This is a genomic window from Hahella sp. CCB-MM4 (assembly GCF_002260525.1).
In the GTDB taxonomy this organism is placed as follows: Bacteria; Pseudomonadota; Gammaproteobacteria; order Pseudomonadales; family Oleiphilaceae; genus Hahella.
In genome coordinates this window covers 46,919-66,778 of the sequence record NZ_MRYI01000022.1, presented here as the reverse complement: position 1 = coordinate 66,778, position 19,860 = coordinate 46,919, and the positions used below count along the sequence as shown (strand labels likewise).

At 48.5% G+C, this 19,860-nt stretch carries 9 protein-coding genes; 8 read left to right on the top strand and 1 reads right to left on the bottom strand.

Translation table 11 applies throughout. From position 1 onward, the window contains the following. Nucleotides 1-43: 43 nt before the first annotated feature. From BTA51_RS26105 to BTA51_RS26070, 8 genes are all read left to right on the top strand, one after another. Complete coding sequence (locus BTA51_RS26105; protein WP_094712023.1) at nt 44-6,103, top strand: beta-ketoacyl synthase N-terminal-like domain-containing protein; 6,060 nt, start codon at nt 44-46, stop codon at nt 6,101-6,103. A 20-nt stretch (nt 6,104-6,123) separates the two neighbouring features. Next, complete coding sequence (locus BTA51_RS26100) at nt 6,124-13,776, top strand: alpha/beta fold hydrolase (RefSeq protein ID WP_094712022.1); 7,653 nt, start codon at nt 6,124-6,126, stop codon at nt 13,774-13,776. 68 nt (nt 13,777-13,844) lie between these two features. Continuing rightward, the gene (locus BTA51_RS26095; RefSeq protein ID WP_094712021.1) at nt 13,845-15,074 is read left to right on the top strand and encodes a hydroxymethylglutaryl-CoA synthase family protein; all 1,230 of its coding nucleotides are present in this window, start codon (nt 13,845-13,847) and stop codon (nt 15,072-15,074) included. A 24-nt stretch (nt 15,075-15,098) separates the two neighbouring features. After that, the gene (locus BTA51_RS26090; protein WP_094712020.1) at nt 15,099-15,497 is read left to right on the top strand and encodes a thioesterase family protein; all 399 of its coding nucleotides are present in this window, start codon (nt 15,099-15,101) and stop codon (nt 15,495-15,497) included. 45 nt (nt 15,498-15,542) lie between these two features. Continuing rightward, the gene (locus tag BTA51_RS26085; RefSeq protein ID WP_094712019.1) at nt 15,543-15,794 is read left to right on the top strand and encodes an acyl carrier protein; all 252 of its coding nucleotides are present in this window, start codon (nt 15,543-15,545) and stop codon (nt 15,792-15,794) included. Between the two features lie 8 nt (nt 15,795-15,802). Further along, nucleotides 15,803-17,086 (top strand): beta-ketoacyl synthase N-terminal-like domain-containing protein, encoded by a 1,284-nt coding sequence (locus BTA51_RS26080; protein ID WP_094712018.1) that lies wholly within the window; start codon nt 15,803-15,805, stop codon nt 17,084-17,086. Nucleotides 17,087-17,121: 35 nt separating this feature from the next. Further along, nucleotides 17,122-18,258 (top strand): ACP S-malonyltransferase, encoded by a 1,137-nt coding sequence (gene fabD, locus BTA51_RS26075; protein WP_094712017.1) that lies wholly within the window; start codon nt 17,122-17,124, stop codon nt 18,256-18,258. Next, nucleotides 18,251-19,021, top strand: coding sequence for an enoyl-CoA hydratase/isomerase (locus BTA51_RS26070; RefSeq protein WP_094712016.1), 771 nt, complete (start codon nt 18,251-18,253; stop codon nt 19,019-19,021). The genes fabD and BTA51_RS26070 overlap by 8 nt, the downstream gene beginning before the upstream one ends. Nucleotides 19,022-19,054: 33 nt before the next feature. On the opposite strand, the gene BTA51_RS26065 is transcribed toward BTA51_RS26070, so the two are convergent. Continuing rightward, nucleotides 19,055-19,798 (bottom strand): 4'-phosphopantetheinyl transferase, encoded by a 744-nt coding sequence (locus BTA51_RS26065; RefSeq protein WP_168188292.1) that lies wholly within the window; start codon nt 19,796-19,798, stop codon nt 19,055-19,057. Nucleotides 19,799-19,860 lie beyond the last annotated feature (62 nt).

Here is a 19,860-nt window from a genome sequence, read left to right as displayed (position 1 = left end):
CGTTTGACTTAAATTACGGAATAAAAAGAAAAGGAAGTGAGCAATGACTGGCAATCGCATGAGTGCACAGGACGTACTGAACCTGGTAAAGACAAAGAAACTCGACCCGCAACAAGCTGCACTAAAATTAAAGGAGCTGGCACGACAAACCTCCAAAGAAGGGAACAGCCAGGATATAGAAAGCGTTCAAGACAGGTCCGAAGAGGCTGAATACCACCTGAAAGCTTGTTTTGAGCGGGTGCTGCAGCGAAAGCTGACGGCTGATGATCTGGATAAATCCTTTTCCGAGTTGGGAGTTGATTCTATTACTCTCGTCAAGTTGGTTGAGGCAATCAATAAAGCGCTATCGATCAAGCTTAAACCCAACAGGATGTTCGACTATCCCTCAATTAAAGCGCTTGCACCATATGTCGCCGATCAGGTTGATCTACCCATTTTTCAAGAGACTTCAAGGGATACAGGAGGAACGTCCGTCGTTTCTCAGCAATCCCGGGATATTGCCGTAATAGGTATGTCTGGCCGCTTTCCCGGCGCTGATAATGTCAATGAGTTCTGGGACATGCTTGCCTCCGGAACCGGAAAGATCGGGGAAGTTCCCCCTGATCGTTGGAGCATCGAAGAATTCTTTGATGCTGACCACAGTATTGAAAACAGAAGCTATAGCCGGTGGGGGGCTTTTCTCGACAAGATAGATCAGTTCGACGAGCGATTTTTCAATATATCCGGAAAGGAAGCCAAACTGACCGATCCTCAACAACGCTTGTTCCTTGAGCAGGCCTGGGAAGCCATGGAAGACGCAGGCTATGCCAGTCATCGCATCGGTAATCGCCGTTGTGGGGTATTTGCCGGGGTAGGGAATGGTGATTATCAGACCCAAATGCATCAGGCAAATGTAAGCCATGCAGCCCAGGCATTTATGGGAAATGAGAATGCGATCCTTGCTTCCAGGGTCGCATATCTGTTGGACCTCAAAGGCCCTTGCCTGGCAGTGGACACCGCCTGCTCATCATCCCTGGTAGCCGTCCACCTCGCCTGCCAGAGTATCTGGAGTGGTGAAAGTGATTATGCTTTAGCCGGTGGCGTATTTATCCGTACGCTACCAGACTTTTTCATCTATGCCAGCAAAGCTGGCATGCTATCTCCGACCGGTGGTAGCTACGCGTTCGATGCCCGGGCTGATGGGTTTACCCCTGGTGAAGGGGTCGGGGTGATCATGTTGAAGCCGCTGGACCAGGCCATCGCAGACAGAGACAACATCCATGGTGTGATCAAAGGTTCCGCGACCAACCAGGACGGAAGAACCAATGGCATAACAGCCCCTAGCGTAAAGTCACAAGCCGAACTGCAAAAGGGACTGTACCAGCGATTCGGCATTCTCCCTGGTTCTATAAACTATGTTGAAACCCACGGCACCGGAACCAAGCTCGGCGATCCCATAGAAATCGATGCGTTAAGCCAAAGCTATGGGGCACAAGGCGAGTCGGGGATGTGTCCGATTGGCTCAGTCAAAACCAATATTGGTCATACAGTAACCGCCGCAGGAATTGCAGGTGTGCTCAAGGTATTGATGTCATTGAAGCATAAAGCCTTGCCGCCTTCCCTGAACTTTGTGCGCGCCAATCCCGAAATCGATTTTGACTCAACACCTTTCTACGTCAATACCACACTGGCCCCCTGGCATCCGCAGAACAATGCTGTCAGGAGGGCTGCCATCAGCAGTTTCGGATTTAGTGGAACCAATGCACATGTGGTGATTGATGAAGCACCGAGCCGATCGCCGGCAGACAGTCCTTTGGTCAATAAACCACAGATGATATCTCTGTCTGCCCGAACAGACACTGGATTAATGACCGCTATCAGGAATCTCCACCAATGGTTGGAAGATAACGGTGATCAAAACAGGCTGATCGATATTGCTTATACATTGATGGTTGGAAGACAGCACTTCAAAAAACGCTTGGGAATGGTTGTTAATAGCGTTCCTGAGCTTAGACAAAAGCTATCTGAATGTCTCGAATCAGGTCAATTAAAAGCCATAACACCGGATGGAGTCTCCAGCTTTGACGTCGCACTGAAAGGAGCTCAACAGGGTGAGAATGTGCAAGCCATGATGGAGGAACAACTGCGGCTGTTAGTTGAAAACACAGAGACGGACGATGAAGGGGGGCTTGTACGTCTTCAATGGTTGGCCGCTTGCTTTGAACAAGGTCACGATTCCACTGCCTGGGAGCATTGGTACGAAACCGGGGGAGCTTGCACGATTTCGTTACCGACGTATCCATTTGAGCGTAAGCGTCACTGGTATGATCAGCTGCCCGCAACACGATCGGAAGGACGTATAGAAGCTTCTGCGATCCCCTCTACGGCTCCGGCTCCGGCTCCGGCTCCGGCTCCGGAAAATAGTACCGCAACAAAGCCGATGTTCGATAATCAAAGCGCAGAGGTTTCGGTAGAAATCAACGCTCTCGGTATTGCCTTGGTGAAAATGCATGATCGAGTCAATCGCAATATGTTAACCGATAAACTATTGGCTGGATTACGCCACATATTTCAGCAAATAAACCAAAGCAACAATGTCAAAGTGGTTGTACTGACAGGTTACGATAATGTGTTTTGTATGGGCGGCACTGCGGAAATGCTCAACGATCTGTCAGAGAATAAAGGCACTTTTGCAGACAATCCATTTGTCTATCGAGGCCTGCTCGACTGTAAAGTGCCGGTGATTTCAGCCATTCAGGGGCACGCCTCCGGCGGAGGGCTGGCATTCGGTTTGTATGGCGATATCGTGATTCTGGCCGAGCAGGGGGTCTATAGTGCCAACTTCACAAAATATGGTTTCACACCTGGAATGGGAGCGACACTTATCCTGAAAAGGCGATTCGGTGAGAATCTGTCCGCCAGGATGATGTACACGGCAAACAGCTATCGGGGGGAAGAGTTAAGGTCCATGGCTCCCGAGCTGCTGTACTTTTCTACAGAGAAAGTATTGCCTGAGGCAATCGCGATCGCCACTCAGATTGCCGACAAACCACAGTTGACTCTGGAGACACTGAAGAAAGGCTTAACCAGGGAAATTAACGCTCAACTCCCGGACGTCATTGCCCTTGAGCTAGAGATGCATCGACAGACTTTCTCACAGCCAGAGGTAAAAGCCCGCCTTCAGGCTCACTTCGAAAGCCTGAAAAAGTTTAACCAGGGGAGAGTACAGCAACCGTTAAGAGTCTCAACTCAAGTGTCAACTTCGCCTATTATAACCTCCAATAAGGAGTCGTCATATAAAGAGCTTTCATATAGAGAGGACCACTCTGACGTGCGGTCCCATCACCCGCAACCGGCGGAAGATTATCTGTCAGTTTCTTTTGGGGGAGACAAAGATCAGCTGAGCAAACAACTTGGAGAAATACTTGAGCGTATTATTCAGGTACAGATAAATGACGATGACCTGTACGAGAATTTCCATGCTTTGGGAATGGACTCCATCAACGGAGTTGAAATCATTCGCGATATCAATAAAACGTTGCAGACTCAGTTGGAGGTCACAGCGTTATATGACTACCCAACGCTAGATAAGCTGGCAGAACATCTTTTGCATTCAGTTTCCCCGAAAGAACGCAACAATTCGAAAGAAACGGTCGACCAGAAAAATCTGATTGCAGAACCTAAAGCTGGTAGCAGGTCCGGCGACCTCCATGGATTTATCGAACAGATCAGGGCAATCGTCAGTCGGATATTGCATGAAAACATCAGCCAGGAAGATCTTGAAGAGAACTTCTCCAGTCTGGGCGTTGACTCAATTTCCGGAGTCGAAATTATCCGGGATTTGAATAAACATCTAAATGCAACTCTGGAGGTAACGTCTCTCTATGACTATCCAAGCATATCCAAGTTAGCCCAGCACGTCCTTGATGTCGTGCCGCCCGCACCTATTGAAATCGATGTAGAGCCCCCGGTAAAAGTTGAAGCTGCTGCAGTAGAAAAGCCTGTTGAATACAAGAGCGAGACATTAAATAGAGAAAGCACAGCCACAGAATTTGTGGCGGTGAGAGCAAGCTCCAACACCGGCACTATTCGGTTACGGGGAAAACGAAAGAAAGGGGACACTATACTGATTGATGAGACTCCGAAGGCCTCTAGGGTCAGGCTGAGACCGACGGGTAAAGCGGCATCCCCGGAACAATCCATCGACCCGTTCCAAGCTCCGAAACAAGACTCTAATGATATTGCCATTATTGGGATGTCAGGCCGGTTCCCCGGAGCGAACAACATAGAAGAGTTCTGGGGCAATCTTGCCTCCGGCACAGCCAGTATCACCGAAATTCCTTTTAGTCGATGGGACTATCGGGAAACCTTTAGCTCAGACACGAACGCAGATGGTAGGAGCTATAGCAAATGGGGCGGATTTATAAATAGCCCCGGCCAATTCGACCACCAGTTCTTCAATGTTTCGCCCTTGGAAGGTGAAATCATGGACCCTCAGCAGAGGCTGTTCTTGCAGGAAGCCTATAAAACTTTCGAGGATGCAGGGTACAGTGACACGGATTTGGCAGGCTCCCGTTGCGGAATCTATGTAGGTGCAACTTTCAGTGATTACGACGAGGTGCTTACATCGGCATCACTGGATCGTACTTCTCACGCCTTTACCGGCCTGGCTCCCTCTATACTGGCGGCAAGAATGGCATATCATCTCAACCTTAAAGGTCCCTGCCTGGCGATTGATACTGCGTGCTCCTCTTCATTGGTGGCAGTCCATTCAGGGTGTCAGAGCATTCTCAACGGCGACTGCGATATGGCGCTGGCTGGCGGTGTATATATGATGTACTCACCTCGAATGCATATTCAGGGAAGCCAGTCGAACATGCTCTCGCCGACAGGAAAGTGCAGGCCATTTGGCGCCGGAGCTGATGGCATTGTGGTCAGCGAAGGCGTCGGAGTTGTGTTGCTTAAACGACTGACTCAGGCAATCGCTGATAACGACCACATCTATGGTGTCATCAAAGGAAGCGGAGTAAATCAGGATGGAGCAACCAATGGCATTACGGCGCCAAGCGTAAACGCCCAAAGGCAGTTGGAAATTGATGTTTACAACAAATCAGGGATCGATCCAGACACCATATCCCTGGTAGAGGCGCATGGTACCGGCACTGCACTAGGTGACCCCGTCGAAATCAACGCTTTGCGCAAAGCATTTGCCGAATTTACCTCGCGCCGTCACTTCTGTGCGATTGGATCTGTCAAAGGCAATGTCGGACATACGACAATGGCGGCCGGGATTACGAGTCTTATCAAGGTACTGTTAAGCTTCGCTCATCAGCAAATCCCACCGTCTCTGAATGCCGAAGAAGAAAACGAGCACCTCAATCTTGATGACAGTCCGTTTTATATCAACAAGACCCTGAAGGACTGGCCGGCTAATAACGACCAAAAGCGCCGGGCAGCTATCAGCTCATTCGGTTTTAGCGGAACCAACTCTCATGTGGTTGTTGAAGAGGCCCCTTCCAAAAGGCAATCAAAATCCAGACAGGGAAGGGCGCAGATTATTCCCCTCTCAGCCAGAAACGAAACCGCTCTAATGCAAAAAATGAAAGATCTGTTTCATTGGCTTGAACAAAGCTCGGTAGAAACCAACCTGGAGGATATTGCCTACACGCTGCAAATTGGTCGTAGTCACTTTGCACTCCGACGGGTTTTGGTCGTCAGCAGTCTGGATGAACTCAAAGAAACGCTTCTTCTGATGATCAATGACGGTCGGACTGGAGCCACGGAAACAAGTGCCAAGCCACAACAAACCCGCACTTTACCGTCAGAACTGGAGAAGGCTGATCATGCAGGGAAAATTGAAGGATTTGTAAACCACTACTTGAGTGGGCATTTGCCCCAATGGTCGGCTCTGTATGGCAATGAGCAATGTCACAGGGTACCTCTGCCAACCTATCCTTTTACCACCAGGGAACTCTGGCCGTCAGCACCAAAGGACCGGAAGGCACAGAAGGAGAAAGTACAGAAAGAAATGCAGCAGCCTCCAGCTACTGAAAGCACACAAGCAGTTCAGAATGTCCCGTCCGAAAAATCGATAACAACTGCCGCTTTGCTGGCCGATCTGTAGTTCAAAAGGAGTGAGTCATCATGGAATCAAGCAGACAATCGTGCAGTGTATTGGTCATTGGCGCGGGCCCTGCCGGCCTGGCAGCCGCTAAATGTCTGACCGAAAATGGACATCGGGTGACAGTCTTTGAAAAGACGGATGAGCTTGGAGGAATTTGGGTTTTTCGCCCCGGACATTACGGTGGTGCCTATAAAAATACACGTTTTCAAAGCTCAAAATTTACCAGTCACTTCTCGGATTTTCCGTTTGAGGAGGAGGCTGATACGTTTCCAACGGTCAAAGACGTTAACCGCTATCTCCATCGTTATGCAGAAACCTTTGAACTGAAGCCGTTAATACGATATCGCCATGAAGTGAGTCGACTGGCCTATGACGGAACTCAATGGGAGGTGGTATTTAGTTCGGACTCCGGCTCTGAATTAACGGAGACGTATGATGCGGTAGCCATTTGTTCCGGTTGCTACTGGTCGCCCTTGTTACCTGAAGTCAGCGGTTTGGAGAGCTTTACCGGAGAGATCGTCCACTCAAGTAATTATCACGATACGGAGATCCTGAAAGGAAAGCGCGTTCTTATCGTTGGTAACGGTGTCAGTGGCATGGATATTGTCGCTGAAGTAGCCGAGACATCTGAGCAAGTTAGTTGGAGCCTGCGCAAGAAAAACTGGATCATGCCCCGTATCGTCGGCTTCATACCCAACGATTGCACTGTCAGCCCTATCAGGCGGGCAGTGTTGAGCAAAGTTCCACGGAATCAAGTTCTGGAAAAGTGGCGTGCCAGCATGCCTGACTTCATGCGGGATTTTGAAGATAGTGGATTATTGCCGGAACACTCACATCAGAATAGCGTGCTGCATATCAATGACAATGTCGTCAGTAAGGTTGCAAAGGGAGACATTGATATCAAGCCAGCGGTGAGTCGTATTGAAGGCGACATGGTTCACTATGTTGATGGATCCAGTCAGGCTGTTGACGCAATTGTCTTCTGTACTGGCTATCACTTTTCCTCCCCGGATTTCCTTCCCGAGTTGTCAATTGAGAATGGCTTATACGAAGGAGTCTTTCACCCAGACCTTCCAAAACTGGCTTATATCGGAAATGTCTGCAAACCGGTCAGAAGAGCTACGACCAATATCTTTCCAGTCACTGAGTTACAGTCCAGATGGTTCAGCCATATCCTCAGTGGAGAGCTGGAGCCGCCATTACGTAGCGTTATGTTAGACGCTCTGGAACGTTGGGAGGGAGTCAATATTGATGAACTTTATCCTATATCTCTTGCTGAAAAGTTCGGCGCGTTTCCTGATCCCCGGGAGAATTGGTCCCTCTACTGGGAGCTCCTCAATATGCCTTCTTACCCTTCCTTGTTTCGCTTGCAGGGCCCTAATCCCTGGCCTCAGGCAAGACAACATATCGATGCAGTAAAGGCAAAAACCTGCCCACCGAACTTCATAACGCCTGAGATCGAGCAATACAAATATGTCTTGCTCAGCAGACTGGGCAAGTCGACCTTGGAACACTTGTTCAATACACATCAGATTGATGAAAACGAGCTGAATCTTGCCCTGTCTGTAAGCAACGGCGAACCAAGTCAGGCAGCTGAAAGGCAGCAGAGCGGTGATGTCGCCAAAAAAGTAAAATCAGATTTAAAAGAGCTAATCTTTGATATTCTGAAAATCGAACCAGACACAATAAGCTCACAGCAGCCCTGGTTATCCATGGGGTTCGATTCGATCACATTGACCAGGCTGGCCAACCAGATCAATCAATGCTTTCCCTGCGTTAAACTGAGCCCAGCGGCGTTTTTGCAGCACGCTACACTTGACGAACTGGTCGTAGAAATCGCCGCAAAGCACCAAGAGCCGGAATCCGACCATGGTTTACCGTCAACAGGCTCCAATAAAACAGAAAGCCAAGCGGAAGTAAGCGGATCGAATATTGAGAATGATCCGAATTTTTTATCCTGGCTGGGCAATAAGATATATGAGCTTCTCAAGGTTGATATCACTGAAGAAAACCTGGATACGCCTCTTGTGGCGCTTGGATTTGATTCTATATCGCTGACTCGTTTGGCCAACGAAATCAACCGGCGATACAAGGATCTGGCCGTCGCCCCGTCAATCTTTATTGAATATCCAACCGTTTCCGCCCTGTCTGCCTATTTATCACAAGATTTCGCACAAGAATTGGCGCATACCCAAGACAACCGGGAAGAACAGAAAGAACAGGAAAGACGAGAGTACCAAAAAGCGGAGCAGACGAACCCGCAGAAGCAAAGACCAACCCGGAATGGACAGATTGACGACATTGCCATAGTAGGTATCGCCGGTCGCTTTCCCGGTAGTGAAGACATTGGCGAGTTTTGGCGCCAATTAAAAGAAGGTCATAGCATGATCAATCTGGTGCCGCAGGACCGCTGGGACTGGAAGAAGATCTACGGAGCCCCTTTGGCTCATAGCGGCAAAACCGATTGCAACTATGGGGGCTTCATCAGGGATGCAGCGTTATTTGATCCGCTATATTTCAATATTTCTCCCAGTGAAGCCAGACTGATGGATCCCCAACAGCGGATCTTTCTCGAAGTCGTTGAGCTGTGCCTGCAAAATGCCGGGTATAGTCGAGAAGCCATGAATGGTAGCCATACCGGGGTGTATGTCGGTGTCGCCCGCCTTGACTACGCTGGTCTCATTACAGACAGCAACGACCGAACTCATGGTTATGCCAATACGGGAAATACTCATGCAATCTTGGCTAACCGTGTCTCGTACATATATGGTTGGACAGGAGAAAGTCTGGCCATTGACTGTGCCTGTTCAAGCTCATCCCTGGCGATACATAAGGCAGTCAGAGCTATTTCATCGGGCGAATGTGAGCAGGCAGTGGCAGGTGGCGTTAACCTGATTCTCAGCCCAACCACATTTATATCAAATCGAAAAATGGGGCTTCTTAGCAACGAGAGCAGCGTTCGCTCTTTTGACCAGAAGGCTAGCGGTTATCTGAGTGGAGAAGGTGCCGGAGCAGTTCTTTTAAAGCCACTTTCACGAGCGCTGGCAGACGGCGACTTTGTTTACGCCGTGATCAAAGGCAGTGCTGTCCGACACTGTGGACACGGCGCCTCACTGACAACCCCAAATCCCAAAATGCAGGCTCAGGTGATTCGCGATGCCTACGCTGACGCTGGCATACCACCTTCAAAGGCCACGTATATTGAAGCCCAGGGCGCCGGAAATGTCATGGGGGACTCTGCAGAGTTAAGTGCTTATCACGATGTGTTTGACACGGACGAGACCGCAGCACAATCCATTGGTGTAGGAAGCATCAAAGGCAATATTGGACACCTGGAGACAGCCTCTGGTGTCGTTGCTTTGATTAAGCTTCTGCTGGCGATGAAGAATCAACAGATGCCACCCATGTTGCACGCTGATGAATGCCAGTCATATTTTGCAATGGATAAGGGGCCGTTTTTCTTTCCTTCCAATGCCCGCCATTGGAAGTCGTCTACTGATAACCCAGTTATAGCGAGCCTGCATAATTTTGGTTACGGAGGTGTCAATGTGCATCTGGTACTTCAGGATTATCGTCGGCCGACGCCACCTTTGACTCATCGATCAGAGCCCTGCCTGATAGCGTTTTCGGCTGCGAGCCAAAGCCAACTCAGACAGTATCTGAACAGTATCAGGGATTATCTGACAAACCCTGGGTCTGCCATTTATAACGCCGAGCCGACTCTCAACGATATTGCATTCACCTTACTTCATGGCCGCCCTCAGTTATCTACTCGCGTACACTTTATCGTGTCTTCGATGGCCGAGCTTATTGATGGGATCGGACATTATTTGAGCGGGGAGAAGGCCCTAGGAGCCAGTACTTCCATTGATCCAATATCGATTGACGTGAAATCGATTCCGGTCAGCCAGGGTGGACACCCCATGCTGGATGGTTTGTCCAGGGATGAGAGGCTCCTCGCATTGGCAGAGTTCTGGCGCGCCGGAAATATTATCGACTGGCAACGTTATCAACTACACCGAGATGGTCGTCGCACCCCGCTGCCATGTCCCGGCTTCGATAAGGCATTCTATTGGGCAGGGAATATCGAAGGGTGTTCAGGCGCATCCACCAATCCCATGCTTGGCCATAACTGCTCCACGACAGCGCAGCCTCAATACAGGATTAAATTCACCGGTAACGAATTCTTCTTTGCCGATCACCGGGTAGGGGAGGACAAGATTCTGCCTGGAGTGGCTCATCTTGAGATGGTTCGCTCTACTGGCGAAGATACCGGGCTGAATGTTGTCGTCATGAAAAATATCATGTGGGGGCAGCCAATTATCATTCGTGATCAAAGCCTGGAAGTCGCCTGCTCAATTCGGGTCAAAGACGAAGCAACTCAATCCCATCATTTTGAGTTACATTCCGGAGAGAAACTCTATTGCAAAGGGACGATTCTTAATACTGACCATTCAATTTCCACTCCGAATCAACTCAGGGTAGAAGCTCTAATGAAGAGTTTCGATCGAATATTGGAACACAATGCCATATACGATCAATTTGGTCTTCGGGGGCTACATCTGGGGCCGGCCTTCAGACCACTACGTAAACTCTGGTTTAATAGTGAACAGGCACTCGGACAACTGGAGATTCCCACTGAAATCAGTTCTTCATCCAAAGACTTTTACCTTCACCCGTCAATTATGGATGGTGCTTTGCAGACAATTACTGCGCTAGTGTCGGGTGAATTGTCCAATCGCCTTTATCTCCCATTTTCGCTCGGTAAGATCTGCGTTTATGCGCCAGTTAACGAGCCATGCTACGCTCTTAGTCGGCGGCTTCAGAATCAAAGTAATCAGGACAATAGCCTTCTGCACTTCAATATCACGCTTATAGCAGGCGATGGACGAGTTCTGGCCGAACTGACTGAGTTTTGTGTGCGTCTATGGAAAGAGTCACCTGAGCATGAGGATCGGAAGGGCTTCGGGCTGACGACGCCAGAGTTGATGCTCGCCAGAGTTGACAGCAAGCCGACAAATAATCACAAGGTACGGCCGATAGCAGATTTCTTTGATTGCGAATGCTCTCTCCTGGCCATTGATATTGGTCAGAACAGTGTGGTGTCGGACAGACTACCTGCCAAATACAAACCTCACCCTCATTTTGTTCATTGGTCACTGGCGGAAGGAAAAATCCAGGACTGCATAACATCTGCACAATTGAGCTTTAAAAGCGACGATGACATTTGCCGGTGTATTGAGGAATTACTGGCCGGGAAAGCTTTACCTTCCAATATATTGTTAACGATGCCCGCTATAGCAGAAGATCCGGGCAGATGGATATTTGAAAGAGTATTTACGCTACTCAAGAGTTTGGTTTCCAGGGTCAAAAATGAAACCCGGCTAATCTGCATTGACACTAACCAAACTGTTAATCCTTGGAATAAAGCAACATCATCTTTTCTGAAGTCTCTATCCAAGGAATCTCCCCAACTGAAATGCCGATATGTCCATTTTCAAGGAGTGACCGACAAATTTCCTCCTATAGAAGCAATTCTGGCTGAATTCTTCGAGGCTGACACAGATGATACAAATATAGAAGCTGATATATGTACAGAAGGGAGCGTCCGCCGGTATGAATGTCTGAGGGCATTAGACGTATCAACATTGGTTGTTGATCCTCTCCAGTCAGATTCGTACCGCATCTCACCCTTCAAGCATGGTGGCGTGTATCTCATTACCGGAGGCATGGGCAAATTGGGCGTTATATTTGCCCGTCATCTCGCTGCCCACGGGGATGTTCGTCTGGTTCTGGCGGGTAGCTCACCGATGGATGAAGGCAAGCTCAAAGTGATTCGTGAACTCGAGAGCCAGGGGGCCGGCGTCAGATATTTCAGAACCGATTTCAGCAACCGGTCCAGCGTCAGCGAAATGTTGTCAGCAGCACAAGAGTGCTTCGGCAGTCTCACTGGGATATTTCATTGTGCAGGCCGCACCGACGATGATTACCTGATCAATAAGCGGCTTATGTCCACTGCCAGTGTAGTGAACCCCAAAGCTCAAGGTGCGATGTTACTTGATGAGCTTACCGGAGATCATTCATTGGATTTCTTTGTTATGGCCTCTTCGCTTACCAGCGTGGCGGGAAATGCAGGACAAACCGACTATGCCTATGCCAATGGATTTCTGGATAGCTTTGCCGCATATAGAAATTCACAAGTCGAAGCAGGTAAGCGTTCAGGTCTCACTTTGTCTATTAACTGGCCCCTTTGGCAAGACGGCGGTATGACACTGGCGACAGCCCAACTTGAATGGCTTGAACAGAATCTTGGACTGTTACCGATGCCTACCTCCGAAGGCTTAAAAGCATTGGACTATGGATTGTTAAACGGTCTCAGTCGTCTCGTGGTTCTCTATGGACATAAGCCTCTATTAATTAATCAGTTCAATCTATGGGCGCCGGAACAAGCCCTGGAAGGGTCAATATCGGAGAGTGAGAATCAGGTTCCTGACACCTTTGATTTTGTCCGCGAAACGGTTTTACAGCTGTTCAGTAAAAAGTCGGGGATCCCTGCAGAGTCCATAGATGCGACGAAGCACTTATCCTCCTATGGTATGGACTCTATGATGGTGATGGAACTGACCCGTTCATTGGAGAATGACTTCAGTGACATTCCGGGGACGCTGTTTTTTGAACATCCCACGATCGATGCCGTGGCAGGTTATTTGTGTGAAAAGCACCAGGGGAAACTCGATTCCTTAATGAACCGGCGATCAAAAGAACCTTCCAAACAGATCTTGAATACCTTGCCATCGGGCGAAGAAGGACTGACCTCGATATCTACGCTGTTGCAAAATCTCCCGGTAGAGAGTCAAATCCAGCAAATTCCAGTATCCCCAGAGGTCAAACTGGAAACCATCAGTCTGGGGCAGGGCAGTCCATTGTTGTTTATACCCGGGTTTGGTATGACGGCCAAATTATGGTTTCGCCAATTGGAATACTTCGCTGAACACCACCGCATCGTTATCGTTCATCCTCCTGCCCACGGTGAAAGCGACGCCGCTGATGATGTCTCTCCATCAACAATTGCCCACTACCTTGTAAAGGTACTGAAAGCTCTGAAAATCCATGAGCCTGTCGATGTGGTAGGGACCTCCTTTGGAGGTCAGATTGCTCAATGCCTGGCGGCCGTTCACGGCTCGATGGTAAAAACCCTGACAATCGCAAACAGCTTTTATGAGCTCAAGGACAGATTCAGCCCGACAGATCCATTGGCTGGCAGCATCGTATCGGTCGGGGGGGATTTGTGGCAGGAATTCAATGACCAGTCCTTACAAGACAATGCGACACTTCACAAAGACTACCTGATGATTAAAGGCAGTATCGGCCTGGATTCAGCCAATGCCTTGACCTATATCGACGGTTTTACCAGAACCTCAACCCGGGAAATGTTGAAAGACATTAAAGCCCCCACGCTGATTATTAGCGGGTCAGAGGACCGGTTGAGTAACCGGGATGTAAACAGCACCCTGCACGAATCATTGTTGGGCAGCCGGTTTCACTGCATTGAAGGAGCTGGACATTTTGCCTGCGTTACTCATCACCGGGAATTTAATGAAATAGTTAACCAGTTTATAAGTCGCCACCAAGAGAAAGCGTCAGGGAAAATGACATATGCAAGTGTGGATTGATCTGCATTTTCGCATTACTGCTATAGCAAACCTGAATAAAACAAGGCCAAAAAGAAAAGGAAAAAGGAATGAGAGTAGGTATTGAGGCAATTAATCTTTATGCCGGTGTCGCCTGCATGGATGTTTTAACAATATTTAAGCATAGAGAGCTGCAAATCGATCGGTTTGACAATCTCATGATGAACAAGAAGTCCGTTGGCTTGCCAAATGAAGATGCGGTCACCTGTGCCGTTAACGCCGCTGTAAAATTGATTAACAATATGGATCCGGATGAGAAAGACCGGATCGAAATGGTGATTACCTCCACTGAATCCGGCGTGGACTTTGGGAAGTCAATCAGCACCTATATTCATGACTATCTGAAACTCAATAGCGCATGCAGGGTGTTCGAAGTCAAACAGGCCTGTTTTGGTGGCACGGCTGCTTTACAACAAGCCGTTAATTATGTGGCCTCTGGAGTTTCTCCCGGTGGTAAGGTGTTGGTGATTGCAACCGATATCGCGCGTCATGCGAACCTTAACTACGCAGAGCCCACGCAATCAATCGGCGCTGTCGCCATGCTGGTCAGCGATAATCCGCAAATACTGGAAATGGATTTTGGTGCGATAGGCCAGCACAGCTATGAAGTCATGGATACATGCCGACCGGAGACGGAACTGGAAACAGGAAATCCTGACTTGTCATTGCTTTCCTACCTGGATTGTCTGGAAAACTGTTACAAGCGATATGAAGAGAAAGTGGAAGACTCTGATTTTCGCCACACCTTTGACTACCTGGCTTTTCACACACCCTTTTGCGGTATGGTAAAAGGCGCCCACCGGAAAGTGATGCGTTCACTCTATCGTACCAAACCGGACGTAATAGACATCGATTTTTCCAAGCGGGTCAAACCCTCACTGAGTTATTGTCAGGATGTAGGCAATGTCTATTCCGCCACCCTATATTTCGCCCTGTGCGGAATTATCGACAATGCAGACTTTGACGATGAGAAACGTGTCGGCATGTTTTCGTACGGCTCGGGCTGCTCTTCGGAGTTTTTTAGCGGGGTTGTCCCACATTCAGCCAAAGAAAAACTCGCTGAAATGAAAATAAAGGATCGCCTTGAACAGCGATACGCTCTAAATACGGAAGAATATGAGTCGTTGCTTAAACTGAATGCTGAGTGGACCTTTGGCATAAAAGACCGGCCGGTTGATATTGCACCGTTTAAGAACATCTATGAGAAAACGATGGCCGGAAAAGGACTCCTGGCCCTTGCCGGGATCGAAGACTACCATCGCAAATACCAATGGACCTGAACCCATTTTGAAGGATTATCACTGATGTACTACTACGAACTATCCCCGAGATACTCAGAAACTGATGCCATGGGGCATATCAACAATACGGTTCTACCTGTGTGGTTTGAGAAGGCCAGGGACCCGATATTTGAATTGTTTATGCCGGGACGTGATTTATCCAAGGCTAATTTAATTACTGTGAAGTATGAGATCGAGTTCAGCAACGAGATACGCTATGAACACGATGTCCAGATATCGACGGGGATAAAAAAGCTTGGTAACTCTTCTCTCACGGTTGTGCAACAACTGATGCAGAACGATAAGCTCTGTGCCGTCGGGCAGACCACCATTGTTCATTTTGACTACGAGAACAAGAAACCCGGACCAATACCAGAAACCATTCGTCAGAAACTCGAAGAACATATCGTACCGACGGAATAACCACGGATTTAACAAATAAAAGTAGAAAAGGAAAAGGGAAATAACATGGATAAAAGCGAAGTTTTTGATGTCATCAGAGACAATATCGAAGAGGTTCTGCCACGAGTCACCCGTGAACAGATTCGCATGGATGGAAGCCTGGTGGATCTAGGTGCCAACTCCATCGATCGGATGGAGGTTGTCACCTTTTCAATGGAGGATCTTGGAATCAAGGTTCCTCTTCAATCATTAGCGAAGGTCGACAATCTTGCCGGCTTGGTGGATCTGTTTCACAAGCACTTACACGAATCAGCCTAAGGCGGTGAATGATGTCTGTCGTGGTAACAGGAATGGGCATATTTTCCAGCATTGCCCCCAACCTTACAGATTTCCTGGATGCGCTGAAATCAGGTAGAGCAAACTATTCGATAAAAATGGTGACCTACGGCTCCGAAGAAATGCCGGTCGTAGGTTCTTTTTTGGAGGCTTTTGATTTCAAAGAGCAACTTAACTCCCGGCAATCGATTCCAGCGGTGCTGAAAGAGAAGGCTCTAAATGCCGGCCGTCGTGCTCCAACTGCTATCCAGGCCTCCATTCTGGCAGCAATGGAAGCCTGGATACAGGCTAGGCTGTCAGAACATGTTGCAGCAGAAGACAGTGTTAGTGTCATCGTTGCCGGGAACAACCTGACCAACGACTACATTGCTCAGATGCATCGGACCTATGGGGATCGTCCAGAATATTTGCCGCCTCGCTTCATTCTCCATTCGATGGATACAGATCAGGTAGGAACTTTAAGTGAAATTTTCTCAATCAGAGGAGAAGGTTTGACGACAGGTGGTGCTTCGGCCAGTGGTAACGTGGCACTTATTAAGGCATTTCAGTTAATCAAGGCAGGGGAGTCGGATATCGCTCTGGTGGTCGGCCCAATATCGGAACTATCCCCAATGATTTTTCAGGGGTTCGATAAAATCAGTGCACTGGGTGGAACTGGCTTCATAGAAAATCCGGCACTCGCCTGCCGGCCTTTCGATAGCGGACATGAGGGCTTTATTCCAGGTCAAAGCAGTGCTTGCCTTATACTCGAAAGCCGACTGAGCGCCCAGGCTCGGGGAGTGGCACCTCTGGCTGCAATGCTGTCGGGCAAAAGTTGCCTTGACGCAAACCGACAGGCAAATCCCGCTATGGAAGGCCAAATCCGTGTTATGAAAGAAGCCCTCCGTGGAGCAGAAATAGATGCTGGGAAAATTAACTATATTAATGCCCACGGCACTTCCACCCCCCTTGGTGACGAAACGGAGTTACGTTCAATCCAGGCCATTTTCGGATCAGGAAAAACAGGCCCATGGATTAATTCCACCAAAGGATTGACGGGGCACTGCCTGTACAGCGCCGGTGTTGTTGAGGCCGTCACCACAATCCTGCAAATGCAGAACGGGTTTATTCATCCGAATCTTAACTTAGTCAACCCAGTGGATGACGACTGCATGTTGGTGGGCTCCCAGGCAAAACCAGCTCAAATCCGTTATTCATTGAGCAACTCTTTTGGATTCGGTGGTATCAACACATCTGTAATTTTTGCCGGAGCTGGAGTTAACGGAACTCTATAACCGACAATAGGAAAAGGAATAGAAGGAATAGGACTATGACCACATACTTATTTCCCGGTCAGGGCTCGCAAAGTAAAGGAATGGGGCAAACTGCTTTTGATGATTACCCGGATCTGGTTGCACAGGCCGATGAGATTCTCGGTTATTCCATAAAGAAACTCTGTCTTGAAGACCCGGACAATCAACTGAACAAAACCCAATATACTCAACCGGCCCTATATGTGGCGAATGCCTTACTATACCTCCAGCACCTGCAACGGGGAGGAACGGCGCCGGATTTCCTGGCCGGACACAGCCTGGGAGAGTATAACGCCCTACAGGCCGCCGGAGTCATGAGCTTTGCGGATGGGCTTTCCCTGGTAAAGAAAAGGGGAGAGTTGATGAGTAAAGCCGTTGGCGGGGCAATGGCAGCCATCGTGCGGGTGGGAGAGGTAGATGTTGAGCGATGTCTGACTGAAAACAATCTGATCGATATCGATATCGCGAACTATAACAGCCCTACGCAGACGGTGCTGTCAGGCTTGGAGAAAGATCTGGAAGACGCACAACCGATATTTGAAAAGGCCGGGGCAATGTTCATCCCCCTCAACACCAGTGGCGCTTTTCACTCGCGCTATATGGAAAATGCCAGAACAGAGTTTGCTGAGTTTCTAAACCAATTCAAGTTCTCCGTTCCTGGAATCCCGGTCGTTTCCAATGTTTCGGCACAACCACATGACCCGGAAAATATACGCCAGGCGTTGGCAGATCAGATAACCCATTCAGTACGATGGACACAGAGCATTCGCTACCTTCTCGGTCAGAGAGAAACTGACTTTGTAGAAATTGGCGGCGGGGATATTTTGACCAAAATGGTTAAAGCGATACAGTCTGGCGAAGAAAGCCCGAGGCCCAGGCGGAGACGTAACAGAGTCACACCTGGTACGACACAGAATCGGAGGACAGAGTCAGACGCTACAAGCCAAGAGATTTTATCACCACAAAGGACTGTCGAAGAATGGAATAGTCGAGCCCCGGTAGGAACCAGAGTACACGTTACTGGCTATGACGAACTATTTGTCACCCGCAGCATTGCCAAACTGCTGTTCGGAATCAGGGCTGTTGTCTACATGGAAGGCTACAAAGGATATTTTTCCTTAACGGAGGTTACGCCGGAGGTCACCAATGTCTGAAGTGTATCAGACAATAAGAGTGCGATTTGAAGGGGCTGTATGCTTTCTGCAGCTGTATCGTCCTGACGCTGACAACACCATTAACCATGAGATGATAAATGAGTGTCACGAGGTGTTAGAGCTATGCCGTGAACGCTATATCACCATCATTGTTCTTGAGGGATTGCCTGAGATATTTTGTCTCGGCGGCGACCTGGAGTCCATGACCGCTTCGGACGAAGGAGGTATTCCTCATGAATCAATGCCAGAGCAGCTTTATGAATTATGGACATTGATGGCAACAGGCCCCTTTATTACCCTGGCCCATGTATGCGGCAGAGTAAACGCAGGAGGAGTCGGCTTCGTTGCGTGTTGTGATATTGTGATTTCCGATATCGGGGCTCAGTTCAGTCTTTCCGAGCTTTTATTCGGATTGATGCCTGCCTGCGTTCTCCCATTTCTGGTACGACGAACTTCTTTCCAAAAAGCCCATCAACTTACTCTGATGACGAAACCAATTTCAGCGGAGCTGGCTAAGCAGTGGGGCCTGGTAGATGAGTGCGAACAGAATAGCCAGCGGGTGTTACAACAATATCTTTCTCGTTTGAAGAGGATGAATAAGATTGCCATCAGTCGTTACAAACAGTATATCAGCGCTCTGGCTGACAACATTCAGTCAGCTAAACCCCTGGCTTTAAAAGCCAATAGGGAGGTTTTTAGTGATCAGGACAATATTGAAAATATCAGACGTTACCTGCAAACCGGGCAGTTTCCATGGGAATAACCAAAGGCGTGTTCTAACCTGGAGCCCATCAGGCTAGTTGTGCTCCAGAAAAGCGAAGGTCATTAATGTGGATGAGTTTAAAAGCTGGTAGTGCGCCTTCACTAGACTTCCAACGGGAAGCTCTTCACAAAGAGCTTCCTGGATTTGTAGTGTAATGGTCCTCTCTATCAAATCGACTTCTGTAATGTGAACAGCCGAAAAATCAAAGTAGCGTCCCACCAAGCTAAAAGCTGCTTTAAAAAAGCTTTCTTTACTTGAAAAAACCAAAGTGAGCAGACGGTCAAGCGAAACGATTGAAGTGGTTACAGACCTTAGATAACAGAGCTCATCCTTATTTACGACGAGCTGTGTCATTGCTTCCCGGGTAGATCCTTCAATATTGTCCTCAATATCAATACCCACACCAGCATAGGCATGACTCTTACAAACCAGTGCAGCTGCATAATTGTTGCTATGAGTGATGCTACCGGACAGTCCAACCGGCCATATGGGGTCATTGGTTTTCCCTTGGATGACATCGAAGCGTGAATATCCAAACTCCTGCAATGCGCTTTGTGCACAGACTCTGCCGGCCAGGAATTCAGCTTGCCGTTTAAGGACACTAGATTGTATACGAGGAGGGAAATTGATCCCGTAATGCTGGTAAAGCCCAGTAGTATATTGATCCGGTTCGAACTCACAGACAACGCAGATCGTACTTCGACAGCTGGGTAGGTTTTTAATATCGAGGGGGCGAATAAATGACCGGGAGCTTCTTGTTTCCGTCAAACGATACATACTGCTAAAGCCTTTCCATGCTTCGTGTCGATATTCTTGGCAGACCATATAATCTAAACAAC